This window comes from Bacillus sp. CD3-5, assembly GCF_006349665.1.
Classification (GTDB): domain Bacteria; phylum Bacillota; class Bacilli; order Bacillales; family Bacillaceae_G; genus Bacillus_A; species Bacillus_A paranthracis.
Genome location: NZ_VEPX01000001.1, coordinates 160822 through 186024, shown reverse-complemented (window position 1 = coordinate 186024; position 25203 = coordinate 160822). Strand labels below are relative to the sequence as shown.

26 protein-coding genes, 3 pseudogenes, 1 riboswitch and 1 other annotated feature are annotated in these 25203 nt (G+C 37.5%); of the genes and pseudogenes, 11 read left to right on the top strand and 18 right to left on the bottom strand.

Annotated features, from left to right (window positions below; genetic code table 11):
* Positions 1 to 8: 8 nt before the first annotated feature.
* From FH036_RS01010 to FH036_RS01000, 3 genes are all read right to left on the bottom strand, one after another.
* The gene (locus tag FH036_RS01010; RefSeq protein WP_139895174.1) at positions 9 to 1667 is read right to left on the bottom strand and encodes a putative ABC transporter permease subunit; all 1659 of its coding nucleotides are present in this window, start codon (positions 1665 to 1667) and stop codon (positions 9 to 11) included.
* Positions 1660 to 2385: an ABC transporter ATP-binding protein gene (locus tag FH036_RS01005; RefSeq protein WP_139895173.1), complete on the bottom strand. Its 726-nt coding sequence runs from the start codon at positions 2383 to 2385 to the stop codon at positions 1660 to 1662. The genes FH036_RS01010 and FH036_RS01005 overlap by 8 nt, the downstream gene beginning before the upstream one ends.
* 86 nt (positions 2386 to 2471) lie before the next feature.
* A complete protein-coding gene (locus tag FH036_RS01000; protein ID WP_098921727.1) occupies positions 2472 to 2666 on the bottom strand; it encodes a hypothetical protein in 195 nt (64 codons plus the stop codon).
* Positions 2667 to 2845: 179 nt separating this feature from the next.
* On the opposite strand from FH036_RS01000, the gene FH036_RS00995 reads away from it, so the two are divergent.
* Positions 2846 to 3205 (top strand): DUF3796 domain-containing protein, encoded by a 360-nt coding sequence (locus tag FH036_RS00995; protein WP_048525167.1) that lies wholly within the window; start codon positions 2846 to 2848, stop codon positions 3203 to 3205.
* On the top strand, positions 3193 to 3396 hold the full coding sequence (locus tag FH036_RS00990; protein ID WP_000896293.1) for a helix-turn-helix transcriptional regulator: 204 nt from the start codon (positions 3193 to 3195) through the stop codon (positions 3394 to 3396). Before FH036_RS00995 ends, FH036_RS00990 begins: the two co-directional genes overlap by 13 nt.
* A 47-nt stretch (positions 3397 to 3443) precedes the next feature.
* Here FH036_RS00990 and FH036_RS00985 read toward each other — a convergent pair whose 3' ends face one another.
* Complete coding sequence (locus FH036_RS00985; protein ID WP_139895172.1) at positions 3444 to 4406, bottom strand: tubby C-terminal domain-like protein; 963 nt, start codon at positions 4404 to 4406, stop codon at positions 3444 to 3446.
* A 132-nt stretch (positions 4407 to 4538) separates the two neighbouring features.
* Positions 4539 to 5249 (bottom strand): YjjG family noncanonical pyrimidine nucleotidase, encoded by a 711-nt coding sequence (locus tag FH036_RS00980; protein ID WP_044793193.1) that lies wholly within the window; start codon positions 5247 to 5249, stop codon positions 4539 to 4541.
* 352 nt (positions 5250 to 5601) lie between these two features.
* Between FH036_RS00980 and FH036_RS00975 the strand changes: the two genes are divergently transcribed.
* Positions 5602 to 6012, top strand: a complete 411-nt coding sequence (locus tag FH036_RS00975; protein WP_257469534.1) for a DUF1648 domain-containing protein — start codon at positions 5602 to 5604, stop codon at positions 6010 to 6012.
* 38 nt (positions 6013 to 6050) lie between these two features.
* Here the strand turns inward: FH036_RS00975 and FH036_RS00970 are convergent, their stop codons facing one another.
* Together FH036_RS00970 and FH036_RS00965 are read right to left on the bottom strand one after the other, a co-directional pair.
* Positions 6051 to 7073: a tyrosine-protein phosphatase gene (locus tag FH036_RS00970; protein WP_044793195.1), complete on the bottom strand. Its 1023-nt coding sequence runs from the start codon at positions 7071 to 7073 to the stop codon at positions 6051 to 6053.
* A 179-nt stretch (positions 7074 to 7252) separates the two neighbouring features.
* On the bottom strand, positions 7253 to 7975 hold the full coding sequence (locus tag FH036_RS00965; RefSeq protein ID WP_139895171.1) for a GNAT family N-acetyltransferase: 723 nt from the start codon (positions 7973 to 7975) through the stop codon (positions 7253 to 7255).
* Between the two features lie 123 nt (positions 7976 to 8098).
* On the opposite strand from FH036_RS00965, the gene FH036_RS00960 reads away from it, so the two are divergent.
* Complete coding sequence (locus FH036_RS00960; protein WP_044793198.1) at positions 8099 to 8938, top strand: DUF2785 domain-containing protein; 840 nt, start codon at positions 8099 to 8101, stop codon at positions 8936 to 8938.
* Positions 8939 to 8955: 17 nt separating this feature from the next.
* The gene (locus tag FH036_RS00955) at positions 8956 to 9405 is read left to right on the top strand and encodes an NUDIX hydrolase (RefSeq protein ID WP_048556794.1); all 450 of its coding nucleotides are present in this window, start codon (positions 8956 to 8958) and stop codon (positions 9403 to 9405) included.
* 59 nt (positions 9406 to 9464) lie between these two features.
* On the opposite strand, the gene FH036_RS00950 is transcribed toward FH036_RS00955, so the two are convergent.
* From FH036_RS00950 to FH036_RS00930, 5 genes and pseudogenes are all read right to left on the bottom strand, one after another.
* Positions 9465 to 9845 carry a VOC family protein gene (locus FH036_RS00950; RefSeq protein ID WP_000687562.1) on the bottom strand — a complete coding sequence of 127 codons (381 nt, stop codon included), beginning with the start codon at positions 9843 to 9845 and terminating at the stop codon, positions 9465 to 9467.
* Between the two features lie 61 nt (positions 9846 to 9906).
* Complete coding sequence (locus FH036_RS00945; RefSeq protein ID WP_000003022.1) at positions 9907 to 10935, bottom strand: ROK family transcriptional regulator; 1029 nt, start codon at positions 10933 to 10935, stop codon at positions 9907 to 9909.
* A 136-nt stretch (positions 10936 to 11071) separates the two neighbouring features.
* Positions 11072 to 11190, bottom strand: a pseudogene (locus tag FH036_RS00940) (MFS transporter); the annotation flags it as partial.
* A gap of 167 nt (positions 11191 to 11357) precedes the next feature.
* Complete coding sequence (locus FH036_RS00935) at positions 11358 to 11921, bottom strand: maltose O-acetyltransferase (protein WP_060631613.1); 564 nt, start codon at positions 11919 to 11921, stop codon at positions 11358 to 11360.
* A 210-nt stretch (positions 11922 to 12131) separates the two neighbouring features.
* Positions 12132 to 13130, bottom strand: coding sequence for a tryptophan--tRNA ligase (locus tag FH036_RS00930; RefSeq protein WP_139895170.1), 999 nt, complete (start codon positions 13128 to 13130; stop codon positions 12132 to 12134).
* Between the two features lie 43 nt (positions 13131 to 13173).
* Positions 13174 to 13383 (bottom strand) — a binding site (T-box leader).
* 138 nt (positions 13384 to 13521) lie between these two features.
* On the opposite strand from FH036_RS00930, the pseudogene FH036_RS00925 reads away from it, so the two are divergent.
* A pseudogene (locus FH036_RS00925) lies at positions 13522 to 13853 on the top strand (hypothetical protein).
* A gap of 29 nt (positions 13854 to 13882) precedes the next feature.
* Here the strand turns inward: FH036_RS00925 and FH036_RS00920 are convergent.
* Complete coding sequence (locus FH036_RS00920) at positions 13883 to 15004, bottom strand: AI-2E family transporter (protein ID WP_000416969.1); 1122 nt, start codon at positions 15002 to 15004, stop codon at positions 13883 to 13885.
* A gap of 63 nt (positions 15005 to 15067) precedes the next feature.
* Positions 15068 to 15316, bottom strand: coding sequence for a GlsB/YeaQ/YmgE family stress response membrane protein (locus tag FH036_RS00915; RefSeq protein WP_000539717.1), 249 nt, complete (start codon positions 15314 to 15316; stop codon positions 15068 to 15070).
* A gap of 137 nt (positions 15317 to 15453) precedes the next feature.
* On the opposite strand from FH036_RS00915, the gene FH036_RS00910 reads away from it, so the two are divergent.
* Both FH036_RS00910 and FH036_RS26945 read left to right on the top strand, forming a co-directional pair.
* Entirely contained in the window at positions 15454 to 15915 is a 462-nt protein-coding gene (locus FH036_RS00910) for a GNAT family N-acetyltransferase (protein WP_000615112.1), read from the top strand.
* Between the two features lie 38 nt (positions 15916 to 15953).
* A riboswitch (cyclic di-AMP (ydaO/yuaA leader) is annotated at positions 15954 to 16096 on the top strand.
* Positions 16097 to 16194: 98 nt separating this feature from the next.
* Positions 16195 to 16338 (top strand): hypothetical protein, encoded by a 144-nt coding sequence (locus FH036_RS26945; protein ID WP_000945244.1) that lies wholly within the window; start codon positions 16195 to 16197, stop codon positions 16336 to 16338.
* A 70-nt stretch (positions 16339 to 16408) separates the two neighbouring features.
* Here FH036_RS26945 and FH036_RS00905 read toward each other — a convergent pair whose 3' ends face one another.
* The 4 genes and pseudogenes from FH036_RS00905 to FH036_RS00890 all read right to left on the bottom strand — a co-directional run bounded on the left by FH036_RS00905 (position 16409) and on the right by FH036_RS00890 (position 22938).
* Positions 16409 to 18922: a BC_3345 family exosporium-associated protein gene (locus tag FH036_RS00905; RefSeq protein ID WP_139895455.1), complete on the bottom strand. Its 2514-nt coding sequence runs from the start codon at positions 18920 to 18922 to the stop codon at positions 16409 to 16411.
* A gap of 22 nt (positions 18923 to 18944) precedes the next feature.
* Complete coding sequence (locus FH036_RS00900) at positions 18945 to 21452, bottom strand: collagen-like protein (RefSeq protein WP_139895169.1); 2508 nt, start codon at positions 21450 to 21452, stop codon at positions 18945 to 18947.
* A 148-nt stretch (positions 21453 to 21600) separates the two neighbouring features.
* A pseudogene (locus FH036_RS00895) lies at positions 21601 to 22355 on the bottom strand (class I SAM-dependent methyltransferase).
* A 40-nt stretch (positions 22356 to 22395) separates the two neighbouring features.
* Complete coding sequence (locus FH036_RS00890) at positions 22396 to 22938, bottom strand: CGNR zinc finger domain-containing protein (RefSeq protein ID WP_001072929.1); 543 nt, start codon at positions 22936 to 22938, stop codon at positions 22396 to 22398.
* Between the two features lie 112 nt (positions 22939 to 23050).
* Between FH036_RS00890 and FH036_RS00885 the strand changes: the two genes are divergently transcribed.
* The 3 genes from FH036_RS00885 (at position 23051) to FH036_RS00875 (ending at position 25099) form a co-directional block, all read left to right on the top strand.
* Positions 23051 to 24238, top strand: coding sequence for an MDR family MFS transporter (locus FH036_RS00885; RefSeq protein WP_000834876.1), 1188 nt, complete (start codon positions 23051 to 23053; stop codon positions 24236 to 24238).
* Positions 24239 to 24405: 167 nt separating this feature from the next.
* Positions 24406 to 24783 (top strand): hypothetical protein, encoded by a 378-nt coding sequence (locus FH036_RS00880; RefSeq protein ID WP_000727887.1) that lies wholly within the window; start codon positions 24406 to 24408, stop codon positions 24781 to 24783.
* A 76-nt stretch (positions 24784 to 24859) separates the two neighbouring features.
* Positions 24860 to 25099: a DUF3923 family protein gene (locus FH036_RS00875; RefSeq protein WP_000747689.1), complete on the top strand. Its 240-nt coding sequence runs from the start codon at positions 24860 to 24862 to the stop codon at positions 25097 to 25099.
* Positions 25100 to 25203 lie beyond the last annotated feature (104 nt).

Genomic DNA, 25203 nt, shown 5'->3' with positions numbered 1-25203 from the left:
CTATCTATTTATTCAATATTTGACAATATACGTTCTGCACCTAATTTTAAAATTTTAATAAAGATATAATTTACAATCGTAAACATTACAAATAAAACGATAAACATAACCCACAGTCCTACTTGAAGGAAGAAGTATAATAAACCTACTCCCGCAACAATAACTAAAGCTATTAAAATATTAGCTAAAAAATTCCACAAAGTTGTATAGCGACTCTTAAATAATTTCTGCTCTGTATCCCAATGTATATCTGCAGTTTGTGCATCCCAGCGTGTGCCGATTAAATTAATTAACAATAAACCGTTCGCACTTAATAAGAACCAAAGAACCATAAATACTGGAGAAATTCCCGCTACAACTGCCATCGTAATACCGAACACTGCTAAAATAATTACATTAATTAACCAAGCAGTGATCGCTTTCGCAAAAAAGATATCCGAAGCTTTTACTGGTAAATAACGATTCACAAACCAAGAGCTTCCATCACGTGAGAATGAAGTTGTTGCGATGACGTTACTTCCCATTAAAAATAGAGAGGCACAAAGGCCAACACCAATTGCAAGACCTGCTGATTTTGGATTATCAATATATCCCGTGATCCATTTTAAATTCCCATCTTGCACGAATAAAATGAAGAACAACATAATCGGCATAACGAAAGTTTGTACGATACAATTTAAGAAAAATTGTGGTGTACGGAATAACGTTTTAAATTCTTTTTTCACATATGCTTTCAAATGTGAACTTTGTACCGTAGATTTCTGTAAGCCTTCTGCTGAAATGACTTCTTTTTTTGCTGTACTCGTTGAAAGTCCAATAACCCCTTTTAAATATGTACGCTCTGCAATGTAATAAAACAACACAAAAAATACAAATGAAATAACTGCAAAGATGATTACGTATAAAGGACCCTTCCAATTTGCATTTTCTACTAATGCTACTGCTCCAAAATATGTAGTTGGAAAATAGTTTGTCATTTGTACTAAAAGAGAAGACTGGTTGTTTGCAAGGTAATCCGCAATTGCATCTTCAGAAAACGAGCTTTTATTTTTCCACTGTAAAAACACATTAATTCCTACAATAAATAGTATACTTACGATTCCAATAAATATATTGCCTCGATCTTTATTTTTCGCTATATTTGTATACCTCATAATAACTGTCATCAGTAATGAAGCTAATACTAATGGCACAATCGGGAAGAGTAAGTAAATAAAAATCATATATATGTAATAGGTAATAAATGCGCTACTTTTTAACCCGTACGTAATAAAGATTGGTAATAAAATGAATGAACTCATTACGTATTGTGTAATTAATACTGTTAAAAATTTTGCCGAAATAATCTGGGCTGGTTTCAATGGTAACGGCAATAACATTTCAATGTCATTACTATAGTAAAATACAGTTAAAATGTTCGTTATACTCATTAAAAATACCCATATACTCGCAATCGCAAGTCCCATCGCGATAATCATCCCTGGGTCTTGCCCTAAATGCTTCATACCTTCATACATTCCGTGCGTGATAGAACCAAATATTAAAAAGCCGACAAATAAAATAGCTGCAAATGAAAATACGTACGCCCATCGCTTCTTCTTATCTGTTATAAAATCTGCATAATTTAATTTCAATAATACTTTCGTTAACGCCCAAATTTTACTCATTGCCCGTCATCTCCAAGAACATTTTTTCAAGTGATTCATTGGATTTAAAATGATCTCTCATTTCATCTAAATTCCCTTTGAACTGCAAATTCCCCTTATTAATAATCGCGACGCGGTCACATAATTTTTCTGCCACTTCTAATACGTGTGTAGAGAAAAATACAATCTTTCCTTTATTCGCATGTTCTCTCATCATTTCTTTTAAAATATATGCAGATTTCGGATCAAGCCCTGTTAACGGTTCATCTAAAATCCATACATCTGGCTCATGCACGAGCACACCAATAATAACGATTTTTTGTCTCATACCGTGCGAGTAACTTTGAATTTGATCCGATAACGCATTGTAAAGATCAAATTTCTTCGCTAAAGACTCAATTCGTTCTTGTCGTACTTCTTTCGGCACTTCATACATATCTGCCATAAAGTTTAAATATTCAATTCCCTTTAATCGCAAAAACATATCTGGGCTATCTGGCACATAACCAAACGTCTTTTTCGCTTCCATCGGATTTTTCATAATATCTATACCGTTAATCGTAATCGTCCCTTTGTCCACCCCATGAATACCAGTAATCATCTTAATTGTCGTTGATTTACCCGCACCATTCGGTCCTAAAAATCCAAAGATTTCTCCGCTAGGCACTGATAAACTTAAATCTTTTACTGCATAGGTAGACCCATTATAACTTTTTGACACATTCGTAATTTCAATCATTACATCCAATCCCTTCCTTAATTACCAAATAACTATATTAACATTATAGCATACTTATATTTTTTTATTTTTGTATTTTTCAGTTTTTAACCTTTGAAATAAATATACAGACCTAATCCAACGATTAAAACGACAGCTAGTATAATATAAATCATCGTAAGCCTTCTAATATTCCCCTTTGTCGCTTTACTATAATTTGCATCACCCTTTCGCCCAATTAACACCGTCGCCACTACAGTAATGACTACAAGTAATACAACGATCATGATCCAAGTTAGCATACCTTCCTCCCCCTCCTTACAACCATTTTACAATATTATCCTCTTTATTTCGCAGTATATTTCCTCTTTTTACTATTATTATGAAAAGAATTGGAAAACTATTATTACTATACATTTTTATATGTGATATATTTATAACATAACGTGAATTATTTCTAACATTGAAAGGAGAATCTATCGTGAAAACAACTTGGATTAAATATTTAGGATTTCTCGGTTTCTTTGGCTTCCTCGGCTTTTTTTACGACAAAGGATTGTTTACTATGTTCTGTTTCTTCTCTTTTTTCACAACGTATAGAACGGTTCAACACGATGAACTATTTGAACAAATCGTCAATAAATCGTGCCGCAATGCCTTTATCGTTACATTACTAACTACCGCTATTATTATGTTTATTGAAATGCTGTTTCCAAACCCGGCACTACAAGAGATTGATATCGCTCTTATTTTCGGCACACTCATTCTTACGTTCGGCTTCTCTATGTTCTTTTACGATAAACCTGTTGATGAAATGGAAGATGCGCCATGGCGTTCGTAACGAAAATAAAAGAATACCGCGCCAAATTGAACATGACGCAAGAAGATTTAGCGAAACAAGTTGGTGTACGTCGTGAAACAATTAACCATCTCGAAAAAGGAAAATATAATCCTTCCTTGCAGCTTGCTCACGATATTGCGAGGGTACTTCATAGTACGATTGATGAAGTTTTTATTTTTGAGGATGAATAAAAAATACCGGCATTCTTTTCACAAAGAATACCGGTATTTTTCATTTATCACCCATACAAAACCGCATGAAATACGCCCAATAGTAAATATTGATCCTCTATATAATCCTCATCATATACATTCATCTCAATATCATACATATCTTCCTCAAGACGAATATTCCAATCTGCGGTTACATAGCCATTTCGTAATAACTTTCCCATCCCAAAAATAGTTTTATGAACAACAAATTCTTCTCTCTTATATGTAAAGGTAAATAAGAAATTTGCATCCAATAACTTTCCGTCACATACAAGTATTTCATGCTCTGCATCATGATTATCTTTATATGTTACTAAAATCCTTCTTTGGCGCTGCCTACTTACATCCTTTGCAATGACGCGAATATTGTCCTTACTATCCTTTATTTCATAAATAATATTACTACCGACTTTCGGAATGAAATCTAGCACTCTCATCAACGTATTTTTATAATACCCCCGTACTGTGCCTACTCTGTCGCTTTCATTGTAAACCTCAATAGGCACCGTATCCGCTTTACTATCACACAGTCGTTTGTAAGAAAGCTGCATCACCCGCTCTCCTCTTAAGTACTGATCAAACGTCACAGGATATTCTAACGCGCGCAGTTCTTTATTTAACTCATATAAATAACGCTGAACACTCTCCACTAATGCTGTAGTAGAAATACATTCCTGAACCTCAAATTGTTGCCAACTGGAAGAAACTCTCCATTGATTGTCCTCTTCATAGGAGAAACTAAGAATTGTCTCATCACGGTCAGGCGTTTCATAATTCATATGTACATTCTGCCCGTGTTGCACTTGCTCCATCCACTGTCCTAAATAAATACCGAGCTCTGCGACCTTCATACATGACTTTTGAAAAAATACACTGTTACTCGCGTGAATCGTTACATCCCCTTCGATAAAGCCCTTGGAATAGGCATCATACCGTGGCTCATCCTTTTGTGGGATATTCTTGTCTAACTCAAATAAAAACTTTAACATTCTTTATTCACCTCTAGTTGTTACACAGCTCTTTCCTAAATTGACCGCAGCAATTCAAAATATATCAACGATTTTTTCGATATATCGACGATCCGACAAAGAATATCGATTTATCAACAAATATCGACACAATTAAAATGAAACTACCTTTTCTTCCGCCACTTCTACAAGTTCTAAAATTTGCAGCAGACTCTCCACTTCATAAGTCGGCTTAACACTTGCCTTATTCTCTTTCAAACTCGGATTATACCAACACGTATCAATGCCGTAATCTTCTCCGCCTTTCATATCAGAAGTGAGCGAATCTCCAACCATTAGTACACTTGATTTATCCGTAATCCCAAACTTTTCAAACGCATAATCAAAAATCTCACGTGCTGGTTTTTGATGGCCAACCTCTTCAGAAATAATAATATGATCAAAGAAGTTACTTAAAGGCGAATTTCCAATTCTAGATTGTTGTACCTTCGTATACCCATTCGTAATGATGCCTAGCTTGCAATCTTGTAGATTCTCACATAATTGCACTGCACCTTCAATAAGATGTACTTCTTTCCCTAAGTTTTCAAGATATACATCACTAAATTGCTGCGCATCTACTTCTATATTATGCAGTGCAAACAATTGTCTAAATCGATCTACCGCTAATTCACTTAGCGTAATCATTTTATTTTCTAAATCTCTCCATAATCCATTACTAATCTCTTTATAACTTGCAAGATAATCACTATACCCTGTAGGCATACCAAACTGTACAAACGCATTATGTAGTGCGTATTTTTCCGTTTCAGGGAAATCTAATAATGTATCATCTACGTCGAATAATATAACTTTATATTTCATTATGCTCTCCTCAACTAGTACGTTATTTACAACTTGTATTTTCTCATTAATCAACTCTTAAGTCGAATTTTTTCTTTTACGAACAGCTACTATCCAGAGATCTTACAGTTGTTTAAAACACATGAGTCATGTTATTCAAAAATAATTAATTGGGAAAATACTATAAATTTGAGATAATTTGGATAATAGATTCAAATTATAAACTGGCAATCCAGGAACTGTATTACTCTACTTATTAGGAAGGGAGCGGAAAAATATAGTAAATTCATGGGAAAGACCTAAAATAAAAATTCGAAAAACAAAAAGTGAATGGGTTGGAGATATTATTGGATATTTATTGTTCTTTTGATCCATCATTTTTTTGATTATCATTTGGGGAAGATTACCTGAGGAAGTACCCGCACATTATAACGCATATGGGGCTGTAGATCGTTGGGGATCAAAGTGGGAGCTTTTACTTCTACCAGGAATAGGAGCATTCATACTCCTTCTCATGCAGACTTTAGAAAAGTTTCCAGAAGTTCATAACTATCCACAAAGACTGGATGAGTCAAATGCTAAAGAATTTTATTTAAATAGTAGAAAAGTGTTAAATCAATTAAAAAATGTCTGTTTACTTATTTTTGCTTTCATCCAATTTGAAACCATTTCAATAGCTTTAAAATGGAGCGGCGGTTTCGGAAAATTATTTTTACCGATATTGTTAATTGGGACAGTTATTCCAATTGTCATAGGGATAATAAGGCAACGAAAAATTTCATAATAGAAACAAGAGGCTAATCCAATTAGCCTCCCCCCTCATTATTTATCCTCTAGCAATAACACTTTCATTTCCTCTAACGACTCTTTCGAAAAGCCAAGTGCTTTTTCAGCATATGCTTCAACTGAACCGTATTGCTTTTTCACTTCATCAATTGCAGCTTGTAAATATTCAGCGCGCGCTTCAAACATTGCACCTAATATTGCTCTGCTTTCGTCGTTTTGTAATTTTGCACCTAAAAAGGCCATCATTTTCTCGTTTAACTTTTCACGGAAACCATTACTTAGTAAATAGTCTTCCATTACTGTTTTTTCCGGTACGCCTAGTAAAAGTAATAACAGTGCCGATCCAAATCCAGTACGGTCTTTTCCAGCTGTACAGTGATTTACTAACGGTAAGTTTTCTGGATTTTGCGCTAAGTTTAAGAAACTTACGAATGCTTCATTACCACTTACGAAATCTTGATTCATTTTCACAAGATACTCGCCTGGTTTCCCTAACATAGAAAGGTCACCAACTTGGAAAAATTCATTTATATTCAAGTCTTTCGCTAAATCTTGCATAACTGGTAAGCACACTTGACGAGCACCTGTAATCTCAGGGTTTGGCTTATGCTTCACTTCAAAGTCTGTACGATAGTCACAAATTAACTTTAATCCAGACTTTTGTAAATAGTCGATATCCCACTCTGTTAGTCCTGCTAATTCTTCAGAACGGTACAACTTGCCCCATTTTACTTTACGGCCTTCAGTCGTTTCATAGCCTCCCATATCACGGAAGTTAAACGCGCCTTGTAATGGCAATCTACGCTCAGCTACTGTTACTGCTTGTCCATTACTTCCTACTATTCTAAAATATGGACGCTCATTTTCACTCGGGTTTTCAATTGTACATGATGATTCTCCATTTACTGTTGCAAGTAATTCTCCATTTTCTTCAATATGATCTGGCGAAGTACTCCAGTAAATGCGAACTTCCTCTATATTATTTTCCCACTTTATTTGTAACGTATTATCTTCATTTCTTTCTACAGTTGCTTGTAACCAATGTCTTTGCTGCTCCATTCTTTCACCAACGCTTTCTCATATAATCGAATCTTTCCTTATTGTATTATAGGAATATCTATTTTGTCGTTCTCATTTTTCTTTTTATCTTACAAAGAAGCAAAAAGTTCTTTTACTTGTTCATAAGTTGTACACGGATTGCCTCGAAATGAGTTCAAGAAAGTACATCATTCCTCCTCCTAAAACACCCTCACATATCGCTCAGTACAACTAAGCAGCTGACATCCGTTCTTTTCAAAAACATCCTTCATCCACTCATTTTGTACATTTGTCTCACCGATATAATAAGATGCTCCTATTTCTTTTAAGACAAACATTGCTCCTGCAAATAATGCAGCTTCATATCCCTTATTACGCATATTTGGAGTAACTGCGAAATACATAAGTTTTCCTTCTTCTAACGTACCTCTCTCAATATGCGGGATTACAATTCCGATCGGCTCTTCATTAATACTCGCAGTTAAACAATGTTCTTTCCATTGCTCCCCAATTTCCTGTAGCATCATATTTACAAATTGATCATAAGTGACTTGTTCTTCCGTCATCTCACTCCAAAGAGAATAAAAAGCATCTTCACCTACTTCTTCAATCAACTTAAAATCAATGTCACTTTCTACATCTTCTACTTCATATATATCCTTACATACAATCATGTTTTCCGTAACATATTCAAATGAATACGTTTCGAAACATTTCTTATACACATCATAATTTGGGCTTTTTGAAGAAATCTCAAAATGTATGTTTTCTATTCCCTCTTTTTCAGCCTCAGCAACACAATACTGCATCATTTCCTTTAATTGCTCTTCTGTAAAAACTTCTGCATTATTTTCTTTTATCATGATTGAAGAATCATTTCTTCTTATTTTAAAATGTTTTTCTAACTGTTCTATAGTCTTCATATACTTCCCTCATCTATGTCATACTTGAATTTCTACTTGTTCTCCTTGCATGAGCAGGATTGTCCTTGAATATATAGAATACTAGAAAACATCGCATCTTTAAAGTGCGGAGGAGGTTCTCCATTGGATATTACAGCATTGCAACAACAGTTAGAGCTTATACAACAAAATGACTATACGCAACTGCAACATATAGATATTAATGAGTTAACTTTGAACATGCTTCAGTATATCGGAACGACTGATAGTTACGTTCGTTACCAACTTATATATAAATGTTTTGCACATTTTATTCATCATGAATTCCTTATGGACGATCAACTAAAATTACTGTTGCAAACTTGTTTAAGTGATGAGTATTTATATTGTGACATATACTCCCCGCATTCAGATGGGGTTTTCACACGTTCTTACACTGTTTCGTTAATTGCGTTAATACTCCAATTCGCTAATTCGCACTACTTTTGTACGGAGGAGGATATCGAAGAAATAAAAAACAAACTCATTACATACACAAACTTAGAAACGGATTTTCGGGGCTATATCGAAAATAAAGGATGGGCTCATTGTCTTGCTCACGTATCTGATGCCTTTACGGAAATTGTTCATAATACGTATACAACTTTTGAATGGTACGAAGAGTTAATTCATTGTTTATTAAATAAAATCTTCATTCCATCTGACCTTTTTCATAATAACGAAGATGAACGCATCGTTACTCCTTTACTAGCGATGTTGTATCATGACTTTCCGCAAGACGAGTTAATTTCTATTATTCATAAAAAAATAAAAAGGCTTCCCCAAATTAGAAAACGCCTTTCGTTAAATGAATATTGTATTTTATGTGCCAACATTAAAACCTTTTTACGCACTTTATTTTTCAGAACGAAAGATGATCATAACTTAGCCTTTACAGCACGGAAAACAGAAAGAATGTTAAAAGAACTTCCTAATTATTATTAGCTATAAGGAGAACAACTATGGGGTATATCGAAGACATGAGAAATTTAGTAGGAAATCATCCACTGATTTTAATAGGTTCACACGCTATTATAGTAAATGAGAAAAATGAAATATTATTGCAGCTCCGTACAGACTTCAACCGCTGGGGCATCATTGGCGGCGCCTTAGAATATAACGAAACGTTAGAAGATGCTTTAAAGCGAGAAGTATATGAAGAAACTGGACTTATTATTAAAAATCCAGAACTATTCCGTACATACTCTGGACCAGATTACTTTCAAATCTATCCAAACGGCGATCAAGTACACGGTGTACTCGTTGTTTATATTTGCCGAGAATTTCACGGTGAGCTTGTATGTGATCAAACAGAATCAAAAGAATTACGTTTCTTTCCGCTTGATGAATTACCTAGTACTCTTCATCCAGTTATTGAGGGGATTCTTCGCGATTTTCATCACTCCAATTAAAGATAAAAATAAAACAGCCTCATCTCCCGTCATGATAATGCGAAATGAGGTTGTTCATGTTAGATCGTTATCTCAATCTGATTTCCTTCAGGATCACTTACTACACTTTCATAGTAACCATCCCCTGTAGTTCGTGGGCCGTTTAACACAGGGTATCCTGCTTCTTTTAATGTATTCGTTAATTCGTTCACTTTTTCTTCACTACCTACAGAAAAAGCAATATGTGCATATCCTATTGTTTGTGTTTGTAATGCATCATCTAACCCTACCTGCTTCATAAGTTCTAGACGCGCACCACCTTCAAAAGTTATAAAATAAGATTTAAATTGCTTTTTCGGATTATCATATAAGCTATTTTCTTCACCATTAAAATACTGTTTATAAAAATCACGCATTCCTTCTAAATCATTCACCCAAATTGCTACATGTTCAATTTTCATAATCGACACCTTTTCTTTTATGTTATTCAACTGACAATTGGATGCTTCATTGCCAGGACATTTAATTTTCTTTATTCGTTCTCGTAATCATAAGATCAAGTCCTAGACTTTTTAATCCATATAAATAATCTTCTTTCCAATTACTCACTGTTATTTTCGGAATATGTTCCGCCGGGATGTACTGCGGACAACTTTTTACAATTTGATCTATTACAAATTGATTCACTTCATCATCACAGAAGATAAAGGCATGAGGGTTAATAATAGCTATACATGTAGCGATTAAACGAGTAATAGCATCTATATTATATTCCTCTGGATTATTCGAATCTTCACTTCTCAAAGCTTGCAAGAAATTTTTATTATTATACTGCGGGACGAAAGATATCTCTCCTGAGAAAAATGTGCTTCCGCGTACGACATCTCCATTTACTATAATACCTGCACCTGGACCATTTTGACCGGAATACAAATATACAAGAGAGGAATTATCATAGTTTCCAGTGTTTTTATAATAACCAAGCACTGCAGCATTCATATCGTTTTCTATTACTACTGGTATAGAAAACTGTTCCTCCAAATGACTTTTCAAATTAAAATTTTGGAACTTTTCATATCCAGGAATATAAAAAATACGACCATTATCAACCGAACCAGGCACACCAATTGATATAGAGCTTATTTTCGGGAAGGTAGCGATAAGACCTTCAATATGTTTAGATAATAGATTTACGCCCGTATCAATTAACATACTTGAAGTACTTCCTTGTTCTTTTACTTCCCCTAAACAGTTGAAAATTGTATAGTTTGTTTCATTTTTTTCTAAAAATATCGCTAAACCTAACATATATTCTGGATTATATTCATATCGTTTCGCTCTTCTTCCACCACTTGAATCATCTAAACCAGCTAAAGTGACTTCACCGTCTTGTTTCATTTTTTCTATAAATTTACTTATCGTTGGAAAACTAATTTCTAATGTATTACTAAGCTCAACTTTCGTTGCACTACCTCGCTCTAGAAGAACTTTACGAATGCCGCGAAGGATCGTCTCTTTAATCGATTTTTGAGTAACAAATTGTTCACTCAAATCGCTCACCACCTTAATCAACATACTTATTAAACCCTTTTAATAAGTTGCGTTGACAATATATCATACATCATTTTCTAAAGCAATAGAGATGATATATTTCCGCTGCACGCACTCTCTGTTTTGCTTGATGCATTCATACAATTCCAGATAAGAGAACAAATAATAAAACAGCTAACAAGGTATTACGTATTCTGAATGATTCCCCTAGTATACCTAGCCGACTAAAAAGGCTGTATAACCGATGAGAGAAACTTACAGCAAACGAAAAAATCGGCAAAACAAATAAGAAAAAGAGCGTTTCAAGAAGTAAGTAATGTCTTCGTACGATTTTCCGCACTATTTTTCTTTATATGAAACATCTTTCACCTTTTCTATACGATACGACATCTGTTTATTCATGCACTCATAAAAAACGATTTCTACAAGTCTATCGTTTTAATAACTTTAGCTGGGTTACCTCCAACTACTACATTATTAGGTACATCTTTTGTCACAACCGCCCCTGAAGCAATTACAGCGTTGTCTCCAATTGAAACACCAGGGTTAATAATAGCGCCCCCGCCAACCCAAACATTGTTACCAATCTTTACAGGCTTCCCATATTCTTTGCCAGAATTCCGCTCTACTGGGTGTAAAGGATGTGTAGCAGTGTAAATGTGGACACCAGGTGCAAACATACAATTATCACCGATTCGAACTTCACAAACATCTAAAATCACACAATTGAAATTTGCGAAAAAGCTCTTTCCAACATGGATATTGTAGCCGTAATCACAACGAAAATCAGGATTAATTTGCGCTTTCCCATCAGCTGAAGAACCTAAAAGCTGATTTAATAATGTAAAACGCCTCTCATCTCCTGTCTCCATCGCCTCGTTATAAAGGCGTGTTAAACGTTTTGCCTTCACCCTATCAGCTACTAATTCTTCGTCATCCGCAATATACATTTCTCCCGCTAACATCTTTTCTTTTTCTGTTTTCATAGAATCATCTCCTTCGTAATCAAATGAACCCTACTTATTAAACATCTTTATTAAGTGACTTTCATTATACTTATTAAACACGTTTAATAAGCAACCCTATAGTAGCATACTTTTTAATATATGCAACTAATAAGTTTCAAAAGAATATGCGAACTCCTTGCTTTACTCATCGATATGACGAATAAGTTACAGAGAAAAAAGAGGGAACGCTCAGTGCTCCCTCTCAAATCCAATCCGTTTCTTAATTTCTGTTAAATTTACCTTCGCAATAGTCCGCGCCCGCTCAGCACCTTTTTCCAACGCTTCATATAATAAATTCTGTTCATTCATATACATAGCATATTTCTCACGTGGCCCAGCTAATTCACGGTCTACAACGCGGAATAACTCTTTTTTCACATCGACCCATCCGATTCCAGTCTCATATTTTTCACGTAACGACTGCATTTCATCTTCTGTCGCAAATTCTTTATATATTGTATATAACGTTTCTAGTTCTTTCGGTTCATTTGGAAGTGAAGAATCTGTTTTGATTTTAAATATTAACTTGCGTAGTTTTTCTTTCTCTGCAAATAATGGGATCACATTCCCGTAACTTTTACTCATCTTTCTTCCATCAAGCCCTGGTAATATTGCACCCTCTTCTTGTATGACATACTCCGGAAGTGTAAATGTCGTGCCAAAAGTATGATTAAAATACGTCGCAATATCACGCGCAATTTCAATATGCTGAATTTGGTCTTTTCCGACTGGCACATGCGTAGCCTGAAATAGCAATATGTCAGCTGCCATTAAGATCGGATACGTATATAACCCCATATTCACTCCGGCATCGACCTCTAAACCCGCCTCTTTATTTTGCTCTACCTTTGCTTTATATGCATGGGCACGGTTCATAAGCCCTTTCGGAGTTAGACAAGCTAATATCCAAGCTAATTCTAGAATCTCTGGTACTTCTGTTTGCCGATAAAAAATAACATCTTCCCCAAGTCCAAGCGATAACCAAGTAGCTGCTACCTCTTTCGTATAACTACTAAACTGGCTCGGATCATGCACAGCATTTAACGCGTGATAATCTGCTATAAAATACAATGCTTTTCCTTCATTCTTCTTTGATATTTGCAACGCAGGTTTAATTGCACCAATATAATTTCCTAAATGCGGATAACCTGTCGGCTTAATTCCTGTTAACATTATTTTGTCACTCATCCTAACTCCTCCTTTCTCAAAACAAAAGAGCCCCTCATCCTAAAAAAAGGACGAGAGACTCCCGCGGTACCACCTTAATTAGCTATCTTTATAGCTCACTTCACACTTCAATAACGGGAAGTAACCGTCTTTACCTACTCATTTCAGTTAGAAGCTCCAGAGCCCATTCCATATTCATTCCTTGCTGATTCCCACCACACATCAGCTCTCTGAAAAGTTTCGAATATGTACTCTTCTCTTTCATCGCTTTTCGTTATTTTTTTACAGTTTATCACATTTCACTTCTGAACAAACCAAAATTTTCTATTTTATATAGCAGGAATTTCCACTTCAATTGTCTAATATTATATAGGTTTGCAGAAATACTCGAAACAACTTTGGAGGTTTTTTCATGGTAAAATATATATCCATTGAAAAATTAAATTTATTAAAAATAGGTAGTTTACATTTTGAAAAACCAGATTTAGAGAAGTTTCCTTGTCTACAATACGCATATGAATGTGGCAAAATTGGTGGTGCTACTCCTGCTGTATTAAACGCAGCAAATGAAATTGCGAATGCACTATTCTTAAAAATGAAATTGCCTTTTTCGATATTGAAAAAACAATTTACAAAACAGTTGAAGCCCATCATAACGTAAAAGATCCTTCACTAGATGCTATATTAGAAGCGGATCAATGGGCACGCCAATATGCACATCAATTGTTAATAAAAAAGAGCTAAAACAGATAATACTGTTTTAGCTCTTTTTCCTACGTATTCAACTTAACAAATCGATAACCGTGCGTAACTAACACTTTTAGTATCGCATATCCTGGAATTGCTAAAATAATCCCCATAATTCCAAATAAATTTCCGGCAGTTAAAATAATAAAAATGATAGTAATCGGGTGAATATCTAGCTTTTTCCCCATGACTTGCGGAGAAATAAATTTACCTTCTGCTAATTGTACAACCATCATTACAATAATTACCTTTAAAACCATCCCCGGCGAATCAATAAACGCAATAATTAACGCTGGTGTAATTGCGATAATTGGTCCTACGTACGGAACGATATTTACAATCATCGCTAAAATAGCGAGTAGTACTGCATATTTAATACCGATAATAAGGTAACCAATTAATAGCATAATACCGATAAATAAGCTAACGATAATTTGTCCTCTAATATACGAGCTAATCGCATAATGCATATCGTCTAGTATTCTCATCGCTGCTGGTCGTCTTTGTTCTGAAATAAACTTTAAAAAGTGATTTGGTAATTGCTCACCATCTTTTAAAAGATAGAACAATATAAACGGAACCATTACAAACGTTAAAACGACCTCTGTAATAGTACTTAAAAATCCAGTTACATTTCCTGTTACTGATGATAAAGATTTCGTAAAATCAACTGTATAGTCTTTTACCATACTCGCTACATCAATATTTAAATTCTCCTGAATTTTTCCTAGTAAATTACTTTCCCCAAATCTACGTGCTGCTCGTTCAATTTCATGACCGAAATACGGTAAGTTATCTATTAATGCATCAATTTGATCTTTAATAATTGGAATAACCGTTAAAACTAAAAACACAAATAATCCAATTACGATTAAGTATATCGAGGCTATTGATACGATTCTTGAAACACCTTTCTTTTCTAAAAGCGAAACGAATGGATGCAAAATGTAAAATAGTACGCCCGCTAATAATACTGGGAAGAAAATTGTTTTTAAAAAGACGATAAACGGTGTAAAAACAAATGATATTTTTGTTAGTAATAAAATATTAATGAACAATAATGCAAACCCAAGTAACACTGCTAAATAATTGTGTTCTCTAAAAAATTTTTTCAACTTATCTCGTTTTCTTAAACTTACTTTCTCCAATAAAACCACCTCTTCGAATGATGAAAAGCCCTTATATAGGGCTTTTTATCATAATATAACTCTTTATTTCCTTGCAGCTTTCACTACAAATGATACAATAAGAACGAGAACAATTGATCCTAATAAAGCTGGTACAATATGAATACCACCTAGTGATGGACCCCAATCTCCAAATAATTTACCGCCTAACCAAGCTCCTAATAAACCAGCAATTATATTTCCAAACATGCCAGCAGGAAAGTCTTTACCTGTAATAGAACCTGCAATTGCACCTATAATAGCACCAACTATTAATGTGATAATCCACCCCATCTTTAGTCCTCCATTTCTATTATAGTGTAATTCAATTTAGCTACTAACTTATTGTGTAACTATGTAATTATTATATCCAAAAAAGAAAAATCTTGTCAAATCTATGAAAATACAGCCAACAAGGAGGTTTCTATTCTATGATTCAAAAATTAATAACAACTTCTCACAAAACTGCAACTTCTATTTTAAGCATTCAAATACCCGCTTATGAAATTGAGGCGAAATATATAAATAGTACAGCTATCCCTCGCCTTTATGATACTGTAGCCGATATTCAATCTTGTGATGAAATTTTTTACGGCTATTTTTTTGAAGATACACTTGCTGGGTTTATTTCTTTTAAAATGGATGAAGAGGAAGTAGATATTCATCGTTTAGTAGTATCCCCCGATCATTTTCATAAAGGGATTGCAACAAAACTACTACTTTATGTATTTGACATGTTCTCCCCTTCCAAAACATATATTGTACAAACAGGAAAAGAAAATACCCCTGCTCTGTCTTTATATAAAAAACATGGCTTTATTGAAATAAAGGAGATCATATTACCCGATGGAGTGGTTTTAACTTCGCTTAAAAAATCAGAAAACAACAAATAGTTTGACTCATTGGTTTATTTATGTTATCTTTTACTTTATAAAACCTTTTGCTGAGTCCAAAATTTGGAGCGGGGGAACCATTTTTGTAGCTTTGCTACTTGGGGCGAATCTTATTTAAGTAGGGAAACTCTCACTTCCCGAGTCCGACAGCTAACCTCGTAAGCGTAATGGGAGAGGAAGGTGCTTTTTGCCTATGTTACACATTTTGCCTCCTTAATAATAAATATGGGATCGATACCAAATAAGTCACCTATATTTATAGAAAAGGAGAAATGTATAATGTTACGTTTATCTGATCACGCAATAAAAATGATGGAGCAAAGACTTCGACTCGAGCAACATCGCACATATCAAGCAAATAAAATTGTAGATAACTTACATCACAAATACTTCTTTCAACATATTTTTCAGCCGAAAAGATAAAGAAATGGTTCATTTAACATCAAAAACACAAGGTGTGTCTAAAAGGCATTCCTTGTGTTTTTGATGTTTCTTATAAAATTCTCACTACATTTAAACTTGCCGTAATTGCACCTGCTATGGTCGTTACATGCCCTACCCCTAACGGACCATTTTGTAATATTAATGTTGAATTGGCACTCGTTACATTCACAAGAAGCGTATTTGAAATGGTTGGTTCGATTACTACAGTTGATGTCGTTACATTTTGTATAAAACTCCCTGCTACTTGTGTTCCGTTTAATAGTAATCTCACAGACACCGTTTCATTCCCAGCACTTGCATCCCCTTGAAAATAATAACTTACTAAATATATCCCTGTCGTAGATACAGTAACCGTTGTAGGGCTAGTTAAAGATACTCCTGTTCCATACACTGTAGATCCACTATTAATTGAAATATTGGCATTTGCGGCAATTGCACTCGTTGAAGTAGAAAAGAAATAGCCTCCACCTGTTGATATAGCAGATGATCCTGTTGCTCCCGTTAAGCCGGTTGGACCCGTTGCTCCGGTTGGGCCTGTTACTCCCGTTCTCCCTGTTGCTCCTGTTATGCCTTGGATTCCTTGGATTCCTGTCGGGCCTGTTGCACCTGTCGCTCCTGTCGCTCCTGTTGCGCCGGTTGCTCCCGTCACACCTTGTGGTCCTTGGATTCCTTGGATTCCTTGTGGGCCTGTTATTCCAGTCACTCCGGTTGCTCCCGTTGGACCCGTTATCCCTTGCGAACCTTGAATTCCTTGGATTCCTTGTGGACCTGTTGCTCCCGTCGCTCCTATTGCTCCGGTTGCTCCTGTTACGCCTTGTGGTCCTTGAATTCCTTGTGGACCTTGAGGGCCCGTTACTCCCGTCGCTCCTGTTGCTCCAGTCTGCCCCGTTGGTCCCGTCGAACCGGTTATCCCTTGAATTCCTTGCGGTCCAGTTGGGCCGGTTGGACCAATAGGCCCTTGGATTCCTTGGATTCCTTGAATACCCTGTGGACCGGTTGGGCCTTGTAGACCTTGTATACCTTGAATTCCTTGTGGTCCTGTTGCCCCTGTTGGACCAGTTGGACCCTCTGGACCTTGCACTCCTTGGATTCCAGTCGAACCGGTTGGACCTATATTTCCTTGAGGTCCCTGTATGCCCTGAATTCCTTGTGGACCGGTTGGGCCTGTTATGCCGCTTAGCCCTTGTACTCCTTGGATTCCTTGGGGGCCAGTTGGTCCCTGTATGCCTTGAATTCCTTGTAACCCCTGTAAACCAGTTGGACCCGTTGCTCCCCTTACGCCTTGCTCACCTTGTATGCCTTGAATTCCTTGTGGGCCTGCCTGCCCGATTGGCCCCTGTACCCCTTGCACACCTTGCGGGCCGGTTGGGCCGGTTGCTCCTACCGGCCCCTGGATTCCTTGTAGACCTTGCGGACCAGTCGGACCGGTTACTCCTTGTATCCCTTGTGGACCTTGAATGCCTTGATCACCCGTTGGACCCGTTGCCCCCATTGGTCCCTGTACTCCTTGCAAACCTGTTACACCAGTTGCTCCGGTCGGTCCCTGGATTCCTTGTACCCCTTGAATTCCAGTCGCTCCTGTTGCTCCGGTCGCTCCGGTTGCCCCTGTTGCTCCAGTCGGACCAGTTGGACCCCCTGGTGATCCTGCTGGACCGGTTGGACCAGTTGGACCTCCTGGTGGACCAGTTGGACCGGTTGCTCCAGTCGGGCCTGTTGCAGAACCTGTCGGACCAGTTATCCCAGTAGCTCCTGTTGGGCCGGTTGGACCTGGATCACCTTGTAAACCGGTTGGACCAGTCGGACCGATTACACCTTGCACTCCTTGTATTCCTTGTATTCCTGTTGGACCTACCTGCCCCATTTCTCCCTGGGGACCTTGTAAACCTTGAACACCAGTTTCCCCTTGTGGACCCATTGGTCCTTGCTCCCCTTGAATTCCTTGAGAACCAGTTGGCCCTGTTGGACCAATCGGACCCTGTATTCCTTGTATTCCGGTTACACCTTGTAAACCACTACCTCCTAAATTACCTTGCACACCTTGTATACCAGTATTTCCAGTTGGACCAGTCGGACCAATTTCCCCTTGCACTCCTTGTATTCCTTGTATTCCTGTTGGGCCGGTTGGACCGATTTCTCCTTGCACTCCTTGTACGCCCTGTATTCCTGTTGGACCGGTTGGACCGATTGAGCCAGGAATTCCTTGTATTCCTTGAATACCAGTTGGACCAGTCGGACCTCTTTCGCCTTGTATTCCTTGAACACCTTGTATTCCCTGTGGGCCTCGTTCTCCCATAGGTCCTTGATTACCTTGAGAACCTTGTGGTCCAGTTAAACCAGTTGGGCCGGTTGGACCATTTTCTCCCTGCACCCCTTGCACTCCTTGTATTCCTGTCGGACCCGTTGGACCAATTGGCCCTTGTACGCCTTGTATTCCTTGTGGTCCAGTTGGTCCACCTAAAGAACCTGTCGGACCTGTTGGACCTGTTGGCCCCGTAATACCTGACGCTGGAAAAGGAATAGGTGCTTGAAACTTACTACACTTATCTTGATCCCTCACAAGCATCTCCCCCGTTATAACTAACATATCAAACTATTTTTAATACATTTAAACTAGCAGTTATCACACCAGATAATGTCGTTACATGACCAATAGCTAATGGGCCATTTTGTAAAGATAAAGTAGCATTTGAAGAAACAACATTAATGACCATCGTATTAGAAATCGCTGGTTCTAATACAAAAGTACCTCCTGTAACATAAAAAATAAAACTCCCCGCAACTTGCGTACCATTTAACGTGAGCCTCACTGAAATCGTTTCATTTCCAGCAGTTGGATCACCTTGAAAATAATAGCTTACTAAATAGATTCCCGGCGTACTTAACGTTACAGTTGTTGCATTTGTTAAACTGACACCCGAACCAAAAACTGTAGATCCGGAATTGATTGGTATGAACGCATTCGCTGCAATTGCACTCGTTGAAGTAGAAAAGAAATAACCGCCCCCGCTAGGTAAACCAGTCGCTCCAGTCGCTCCCGCTATTCCCAAGAAACCTATTGAACCTGCACTACCAGTGGCTCCGGTAGGTCCCACAGCTCCAATAGGTCCTTGACTACCTTGCGCTCCGGCCGGTCCTACACTACCGCTAACCCCTGTCGCTCCTCTTGCTCCAGTTGGTCCTTGTGGGCCTTGTATACCTTGAGAACCTTGTATCCCGGTTACTCCCGTTGCTCCAGTTGGTCCGGTCATTCCTGTACTTCCTTGTATCCCCATAATCCCTTGAACGCCTTGTATTCCTTGTGCTCCTGTCGCCCCTACTTCTCCTGTCGCTCCTGTTTCTCCAGTTACGCCCGTAGCCCCAATATTTCCTTGTGGTCCCTTGGGTCCCTCAATACCTTGTGCACCTTGCACCCCTTGAGGACCTGTTATCCCGTTTTCTCCTAGATTCCCTTGGGGACCTCTAATTCCTTGCGCACCTGTCGGACCTGTTATTCCTTGTATGCCTTGCATTCCTTGAGAGCCTTGTGCTCCTGTTGGGCCTACTATACCTTGTATTCCTTGAGGTCCTTGCAAACCAATAGCTCCAGTCGGCCCTATTATTCCTTGCACTCCTTGAGGACCTTGTGCACCTTGAGGACCGATCAATCCCGTTATCCCTTGTATCCCTTGAACTCCTTGGATTCCTTGTACTCCAGCTGCCCCTGTTTCTCCTCGGATTCCTTGTGCACCTTGTATGCCTTGTGCTCCAGCTGGCCCGGTTGCGCCTTGTATGCCTTGTGCACCTTGAGCTCCTGCAGCTCCTGCCACTCCTGTTGGACCTTGTATACCTTGTAACCCTTGCATTCCTTGTGCTCCTGTTGGACCTGTTACTCCTTGTATACCTTGCTCTCCTTTAGGACCTTCTGCACCCGTTGGACCGATTTCTCCCTGCGGGCCTTGTATTCCTTGTGGACCTTCTACACCAGTTGCCCCTGTTATGCCTTGGTTACCTTGAGAACCTTGTGCACCTTGTACTCCAACTGCTCCCACTACACCTTGAGCTCCTTGTGCGCCTCTTCCACCTTGAGGACCAGGTGGACCAGTTATTCCTTGTAACCCTTGTGCTCCTATCGCACCAGTTCCCCCTGTTACACCCCGCGCACCAGTTTCGCCCGTTGGACCTGTTGGCCCCCCAGGTGGACCGGGTGGACCTGATGGACCAGTCACTCCACTAGACGGACCAATTGGACCGGTTGTTCCAGTAGGCCCACCAGGCGGACCTACTGGACCTTGTGTACCAGTGGGTCCGGTTGCTCCTGTTATCCCTCGTATTCCTTTTTCTCCTTGAAAACCTGTGGATCCGGTTATCCCTTGTATGCCTTGAATACCTTGCGGACCTTGCGGACCTATTACACCTGTTATTCCCTTTATTCCGCTTATACCTTGAGGGCCTTGCGGACCAGTAGAACCGGTTGGGCCTACTACACCTTGTATCCCTTGATCACCTTGGTGTCCTTGCTCTCCAGTAATTCCTTGTATTCCTTGTGGACCTTCTTCTCCTTGTATACCTGTAGTGCCATCCTCCCCTTGTATTCCTTGCGCTCCTTGGGAACCTTGAGGACCTGTTACACCTGTAATACCAGCTTCACCTATCACACCTTGCATTCCTTGTGCTCCCGTTTGTCCTCGCTCACCTATCTCTCCTTGTATCCCTTGGGGACCTTGTATACCTTGACTACCAGTTGGGCCTGTAATTCCTTGTATTCCTTCTAATCCTTGTACTCCACTATCACCCGTTGGACCTTGGTTTCCAATTAATCCTTGAGGACCTTGGAGGCCGGTTGGACCTGTTACACCTTGCTCTCCTGTATCACCAATAGCTCCTTGTATTCCTTGCGCTCCTGTTGTTCCTCTTGGACCTTGTATTCCCCTGATACCTTGAGGACCTTGAGGCCCAGTTGCTCCCGTCGGGCCAGTCACCCCTGTAGGACCAACAGGACCTTCATGCCCTCCAGTTGGACCGATTGGACCACTATTACCTGTTGGACCAGTTGCTCCTATAAGTGGAAGAGGCAGTGCCACTCCAAATTTTTTGCACTTTCTATGATGACGCACAACAATCCCCCTTCCCCCAAAATAATTACACCTTTTATATGAAATGCATTTTTATAAGAAAAGTACACCTTTGACCTCATTTTCTTAAAAATAAAGAAGCCTATCATTTCATTTATTTGAAATGATAGGCTTCTTTTTATAAAACACTTTACTTTCTCGCCTTAATAATAAAAGTAGTTGGCACCATTCTAGCTTTATATAAAGAATAATATTTCGTAGACGGCTCAGCTAGTTCTTCATCAAACAAGCTCGATGGTTCAGGCTCTTCTATTCTCTCAATTGTAAATCCAGCTCTATGTAACTCATTTATGTATGTACTCATTTTTCTTTTATATAACGTTGCTTGTACATTTTCCCCTTTAAATGTTTCAAACGTAATAGGAGTTTCTTCATGATAAGACGAGCTGAAAGCAATCTCCTCTGTTCCATACATTAAGTTTGAATATACGGGATGCTCCCAGCTAAAAACAAAGCTTCCTCCTGGCTTTACATACGAATAAATCAATTCCAACGTTTTTCTTAAATCTGAAGTCCAACCTAATGCATAAATGGAATATACAATATCAAAATACCCTTTCGGAATATCCACTTCCTCTTCCATTGCTCCACATATTAACTTTGGATTCCACGACTGTAATGTTTTATGTGCCTTTTCGATTTGTGTGCTCGAAAGATCGAGTCCCCACAATTCTTCTGCGCCATGTTCCGCCATATATTGCAGCGAATGCCCACTTCCGCATCCAATATCAAGTACCTTTTACCTTTAATTGAATCGAACAAATGAATCTCATCTTCAGACGCTGTATACGGGCCATATTTCGGTAAACAATCCACTTGAAAGAAATAAGGTGCAACTGTATCCCAACACTTTTTATTTAAAGCTAACATTTGTGTACCTTTCATATGCTACATTCCCCCATCCATTTTCTTCCCCTACTATTAATTACACATTATAACCCGTTCTTCCTTTTCTCTTCGCTCGGTAATTTTTCACTTTTGCAATTGTACCGCATGCTCTGCCTCCTTCTTCACCAGCATACATACCGCACCATCTTTTGCTTCCGTTTCGCGAATGATCATAAAATACCCAGCGACAATCTGGACATGCTTTTAACCTTCCCCACAAATTTTCTTGAATCGAGATAAACACAATGCTTAATATTTTTGTATACACATTCTCTTCGTATACTGGTTCATATGTAATACCTTTCATATCTTCCTTTATATGTACATGAAATGGGTATTCCTCTAACCACTTTTGCAATGATCCCTCACCTTCAATTGCCGCCCGAATATCTTCTCGAAAACTTTTTAATTCTTCTATCGTATGAAATAGAAGCTCTTCATGAAAAGTTTCTTTCATAAATTTCTTTATATCCTCTTCTGTTTGCAGCAAATCAATTGGCTCTCTCGTATCGTTTGGTATTCTCCATGTATTTAAAAATTCCCGAATATATTCTAGTTCATTTGGAGCGTTTTGATTCAATTCGATCCACCTTCTTCTTAAAATTTACTTTTTTCTGACTTTATGTATAATTATAATATAAAATAGTTAACCACCAAATAATTTTACTGGTTACATAATTAGGAGGATTTCTATGAAAAGTTTCTCAACACCGATACGTTTCATGCTTATTTCTTCATTTTTTATGTCTTTTGGTTATTTTGCAGTATACGCATTTTTAGCTATTTATCTATTAACCTTTCTTCATTTTTCAACTTTTCAAGTCGGAACAGTGTTGACAGTTATAATAATTACATCACGAGTTATCCCTTTATTCTCAGGATTAATTGCTGACAAAATAGGCTATATCATTATGATGGTAGCCGGTTTATTTTTGAGAGGAATCGGATTTATCGCTTTAGGAATATGCTCTGATTTCTATACAATTTCTATTTCTTCTGCACTTATTGGCTTCGGAACAGCATTTTACGAACCTGCCGCTCGCGCTATATTTGGCTCACAGCCAGCTCATTTGAGAAAAAATTTATTTACATATTTAAACCTTAGCTTTAATTGCGGTGCAATAATCGGACCAATTGCAGGAGGGTTTTTACTCTTACTCGATCCAATCTATGCTTTCTCTCTAACAGGATCTCTTATGCTGATATTTGCTTTAATCTTTTACTTACTTAAAAATCACTTCCAAGTCACTACTGAAAACACGTCTATTACATTAGGAATACAGGCCATCTTACAAAACAAGTCTTTTCTTCTGTTTTCCTTTATCATGATTTTCTTCTATATTATGTTTACTCAGCTTACTGTCGCACTTCCACTTCATATGAAAAACATTAGTAATAGCAATCAACTTGCTACATTAGTCATTACGATAAATGCAATAACAGGCGTCATATTTATGGTGTTATTCCGAAAACTATTCCACAAATACAACACGCTTTCATTTATTAAATACGGTATTTTATTAATGGGTATTTCCTTTTTACTCATACCTTTATTTCAACACCCATATTGGCTATTTATTTGTGTAATTTTCTTTACAATTGGTGAAACACTCGTGTTACCTAACGCTGATATCGCTATTGCAAATTACAGTAATGAATCATATACAGCTACATTCTTCGGATTTTATCAACTATCACTCGCATTTGGTTTTATCATCGGTAATTATACCGGTACATGGTTTACATCCAACTTAAACGGAATGTATACAACCTGGCTTATTTTCGGCGGAATAGGGCTTATAGGTTTTATTTCACTTCATATTTTAAATATAAAAAAGAAGGGCTCTAGAGAAAATATAGACCTACTAGAAAAATACTGATACTCAACAATAAGTAAACTTTTCAATCTCTCTTAAATTGGATAGATAACCTGTTTTAATTTACATATTATGGTACAATTAATAAGAGTACGATCTAAACATTTACACTCCACACTAGCAGTCTAACAATGCCAAAATCAAAAATCACATAGAATCGGGGGGATGTTATGAAAAAGAAATTAATTGTTCTTCTATTCACCGGAATCATATTATCCGGATGTTCAGCTATTGCAGAACATTCTTTAGAAACTGGAAACGGCAGTATAGAATTATTAACACCAACGATTACAACAAAAGATAATGAATTAGAAATTAAGACCGAGGGCATTGATGAAAATAAAGTGACTTTTATTTATGTTGCGAATAAAAAAGTGTTGGAACAAAAGATAAAGAATGATGAATCCTACAAGCTTAACATTAAAGATATCAAACACGCTCATAGGACGGACTACAAACCAAAAGTTCAACTTTTGCAAACGAAAGATGATAATGATGATGGAGAAATAGTCACCTTCAAACAAGTTAGATATACAGTTAAAAACTAATTTTAAAGTTGTTTCATTATAAATGTAACGAACGAAAATATACTTTTAACAGTGGATACATATAAGGAGTGTTAACATGAAAAAACGATGGATTTCTTGGTGGATTGGTAACCTATTTTGGATTATCGTTTTTGGAATATGGGCCGCTATTATTTGGCTACGAGATGTTGATGGTGCTGGTGTTATTCAAACACCCGAAATTAAATCCATATCACTTATCGTTATATTAATCGCGTTTATCATACCTGTATTTTTTCAAATTATTTGGCTAATCATTAATTTGAGAATGAGTAAAAAAAATAATTATACGATTTAGTTTTTCAATTAACAGTAAAAAAGAGAGGAATCTATATCAAAATAGATTCCTCTCTTTTACATTTGGACTTATACTGCGCTTTTCATGCAGCACTACTTCTCTTT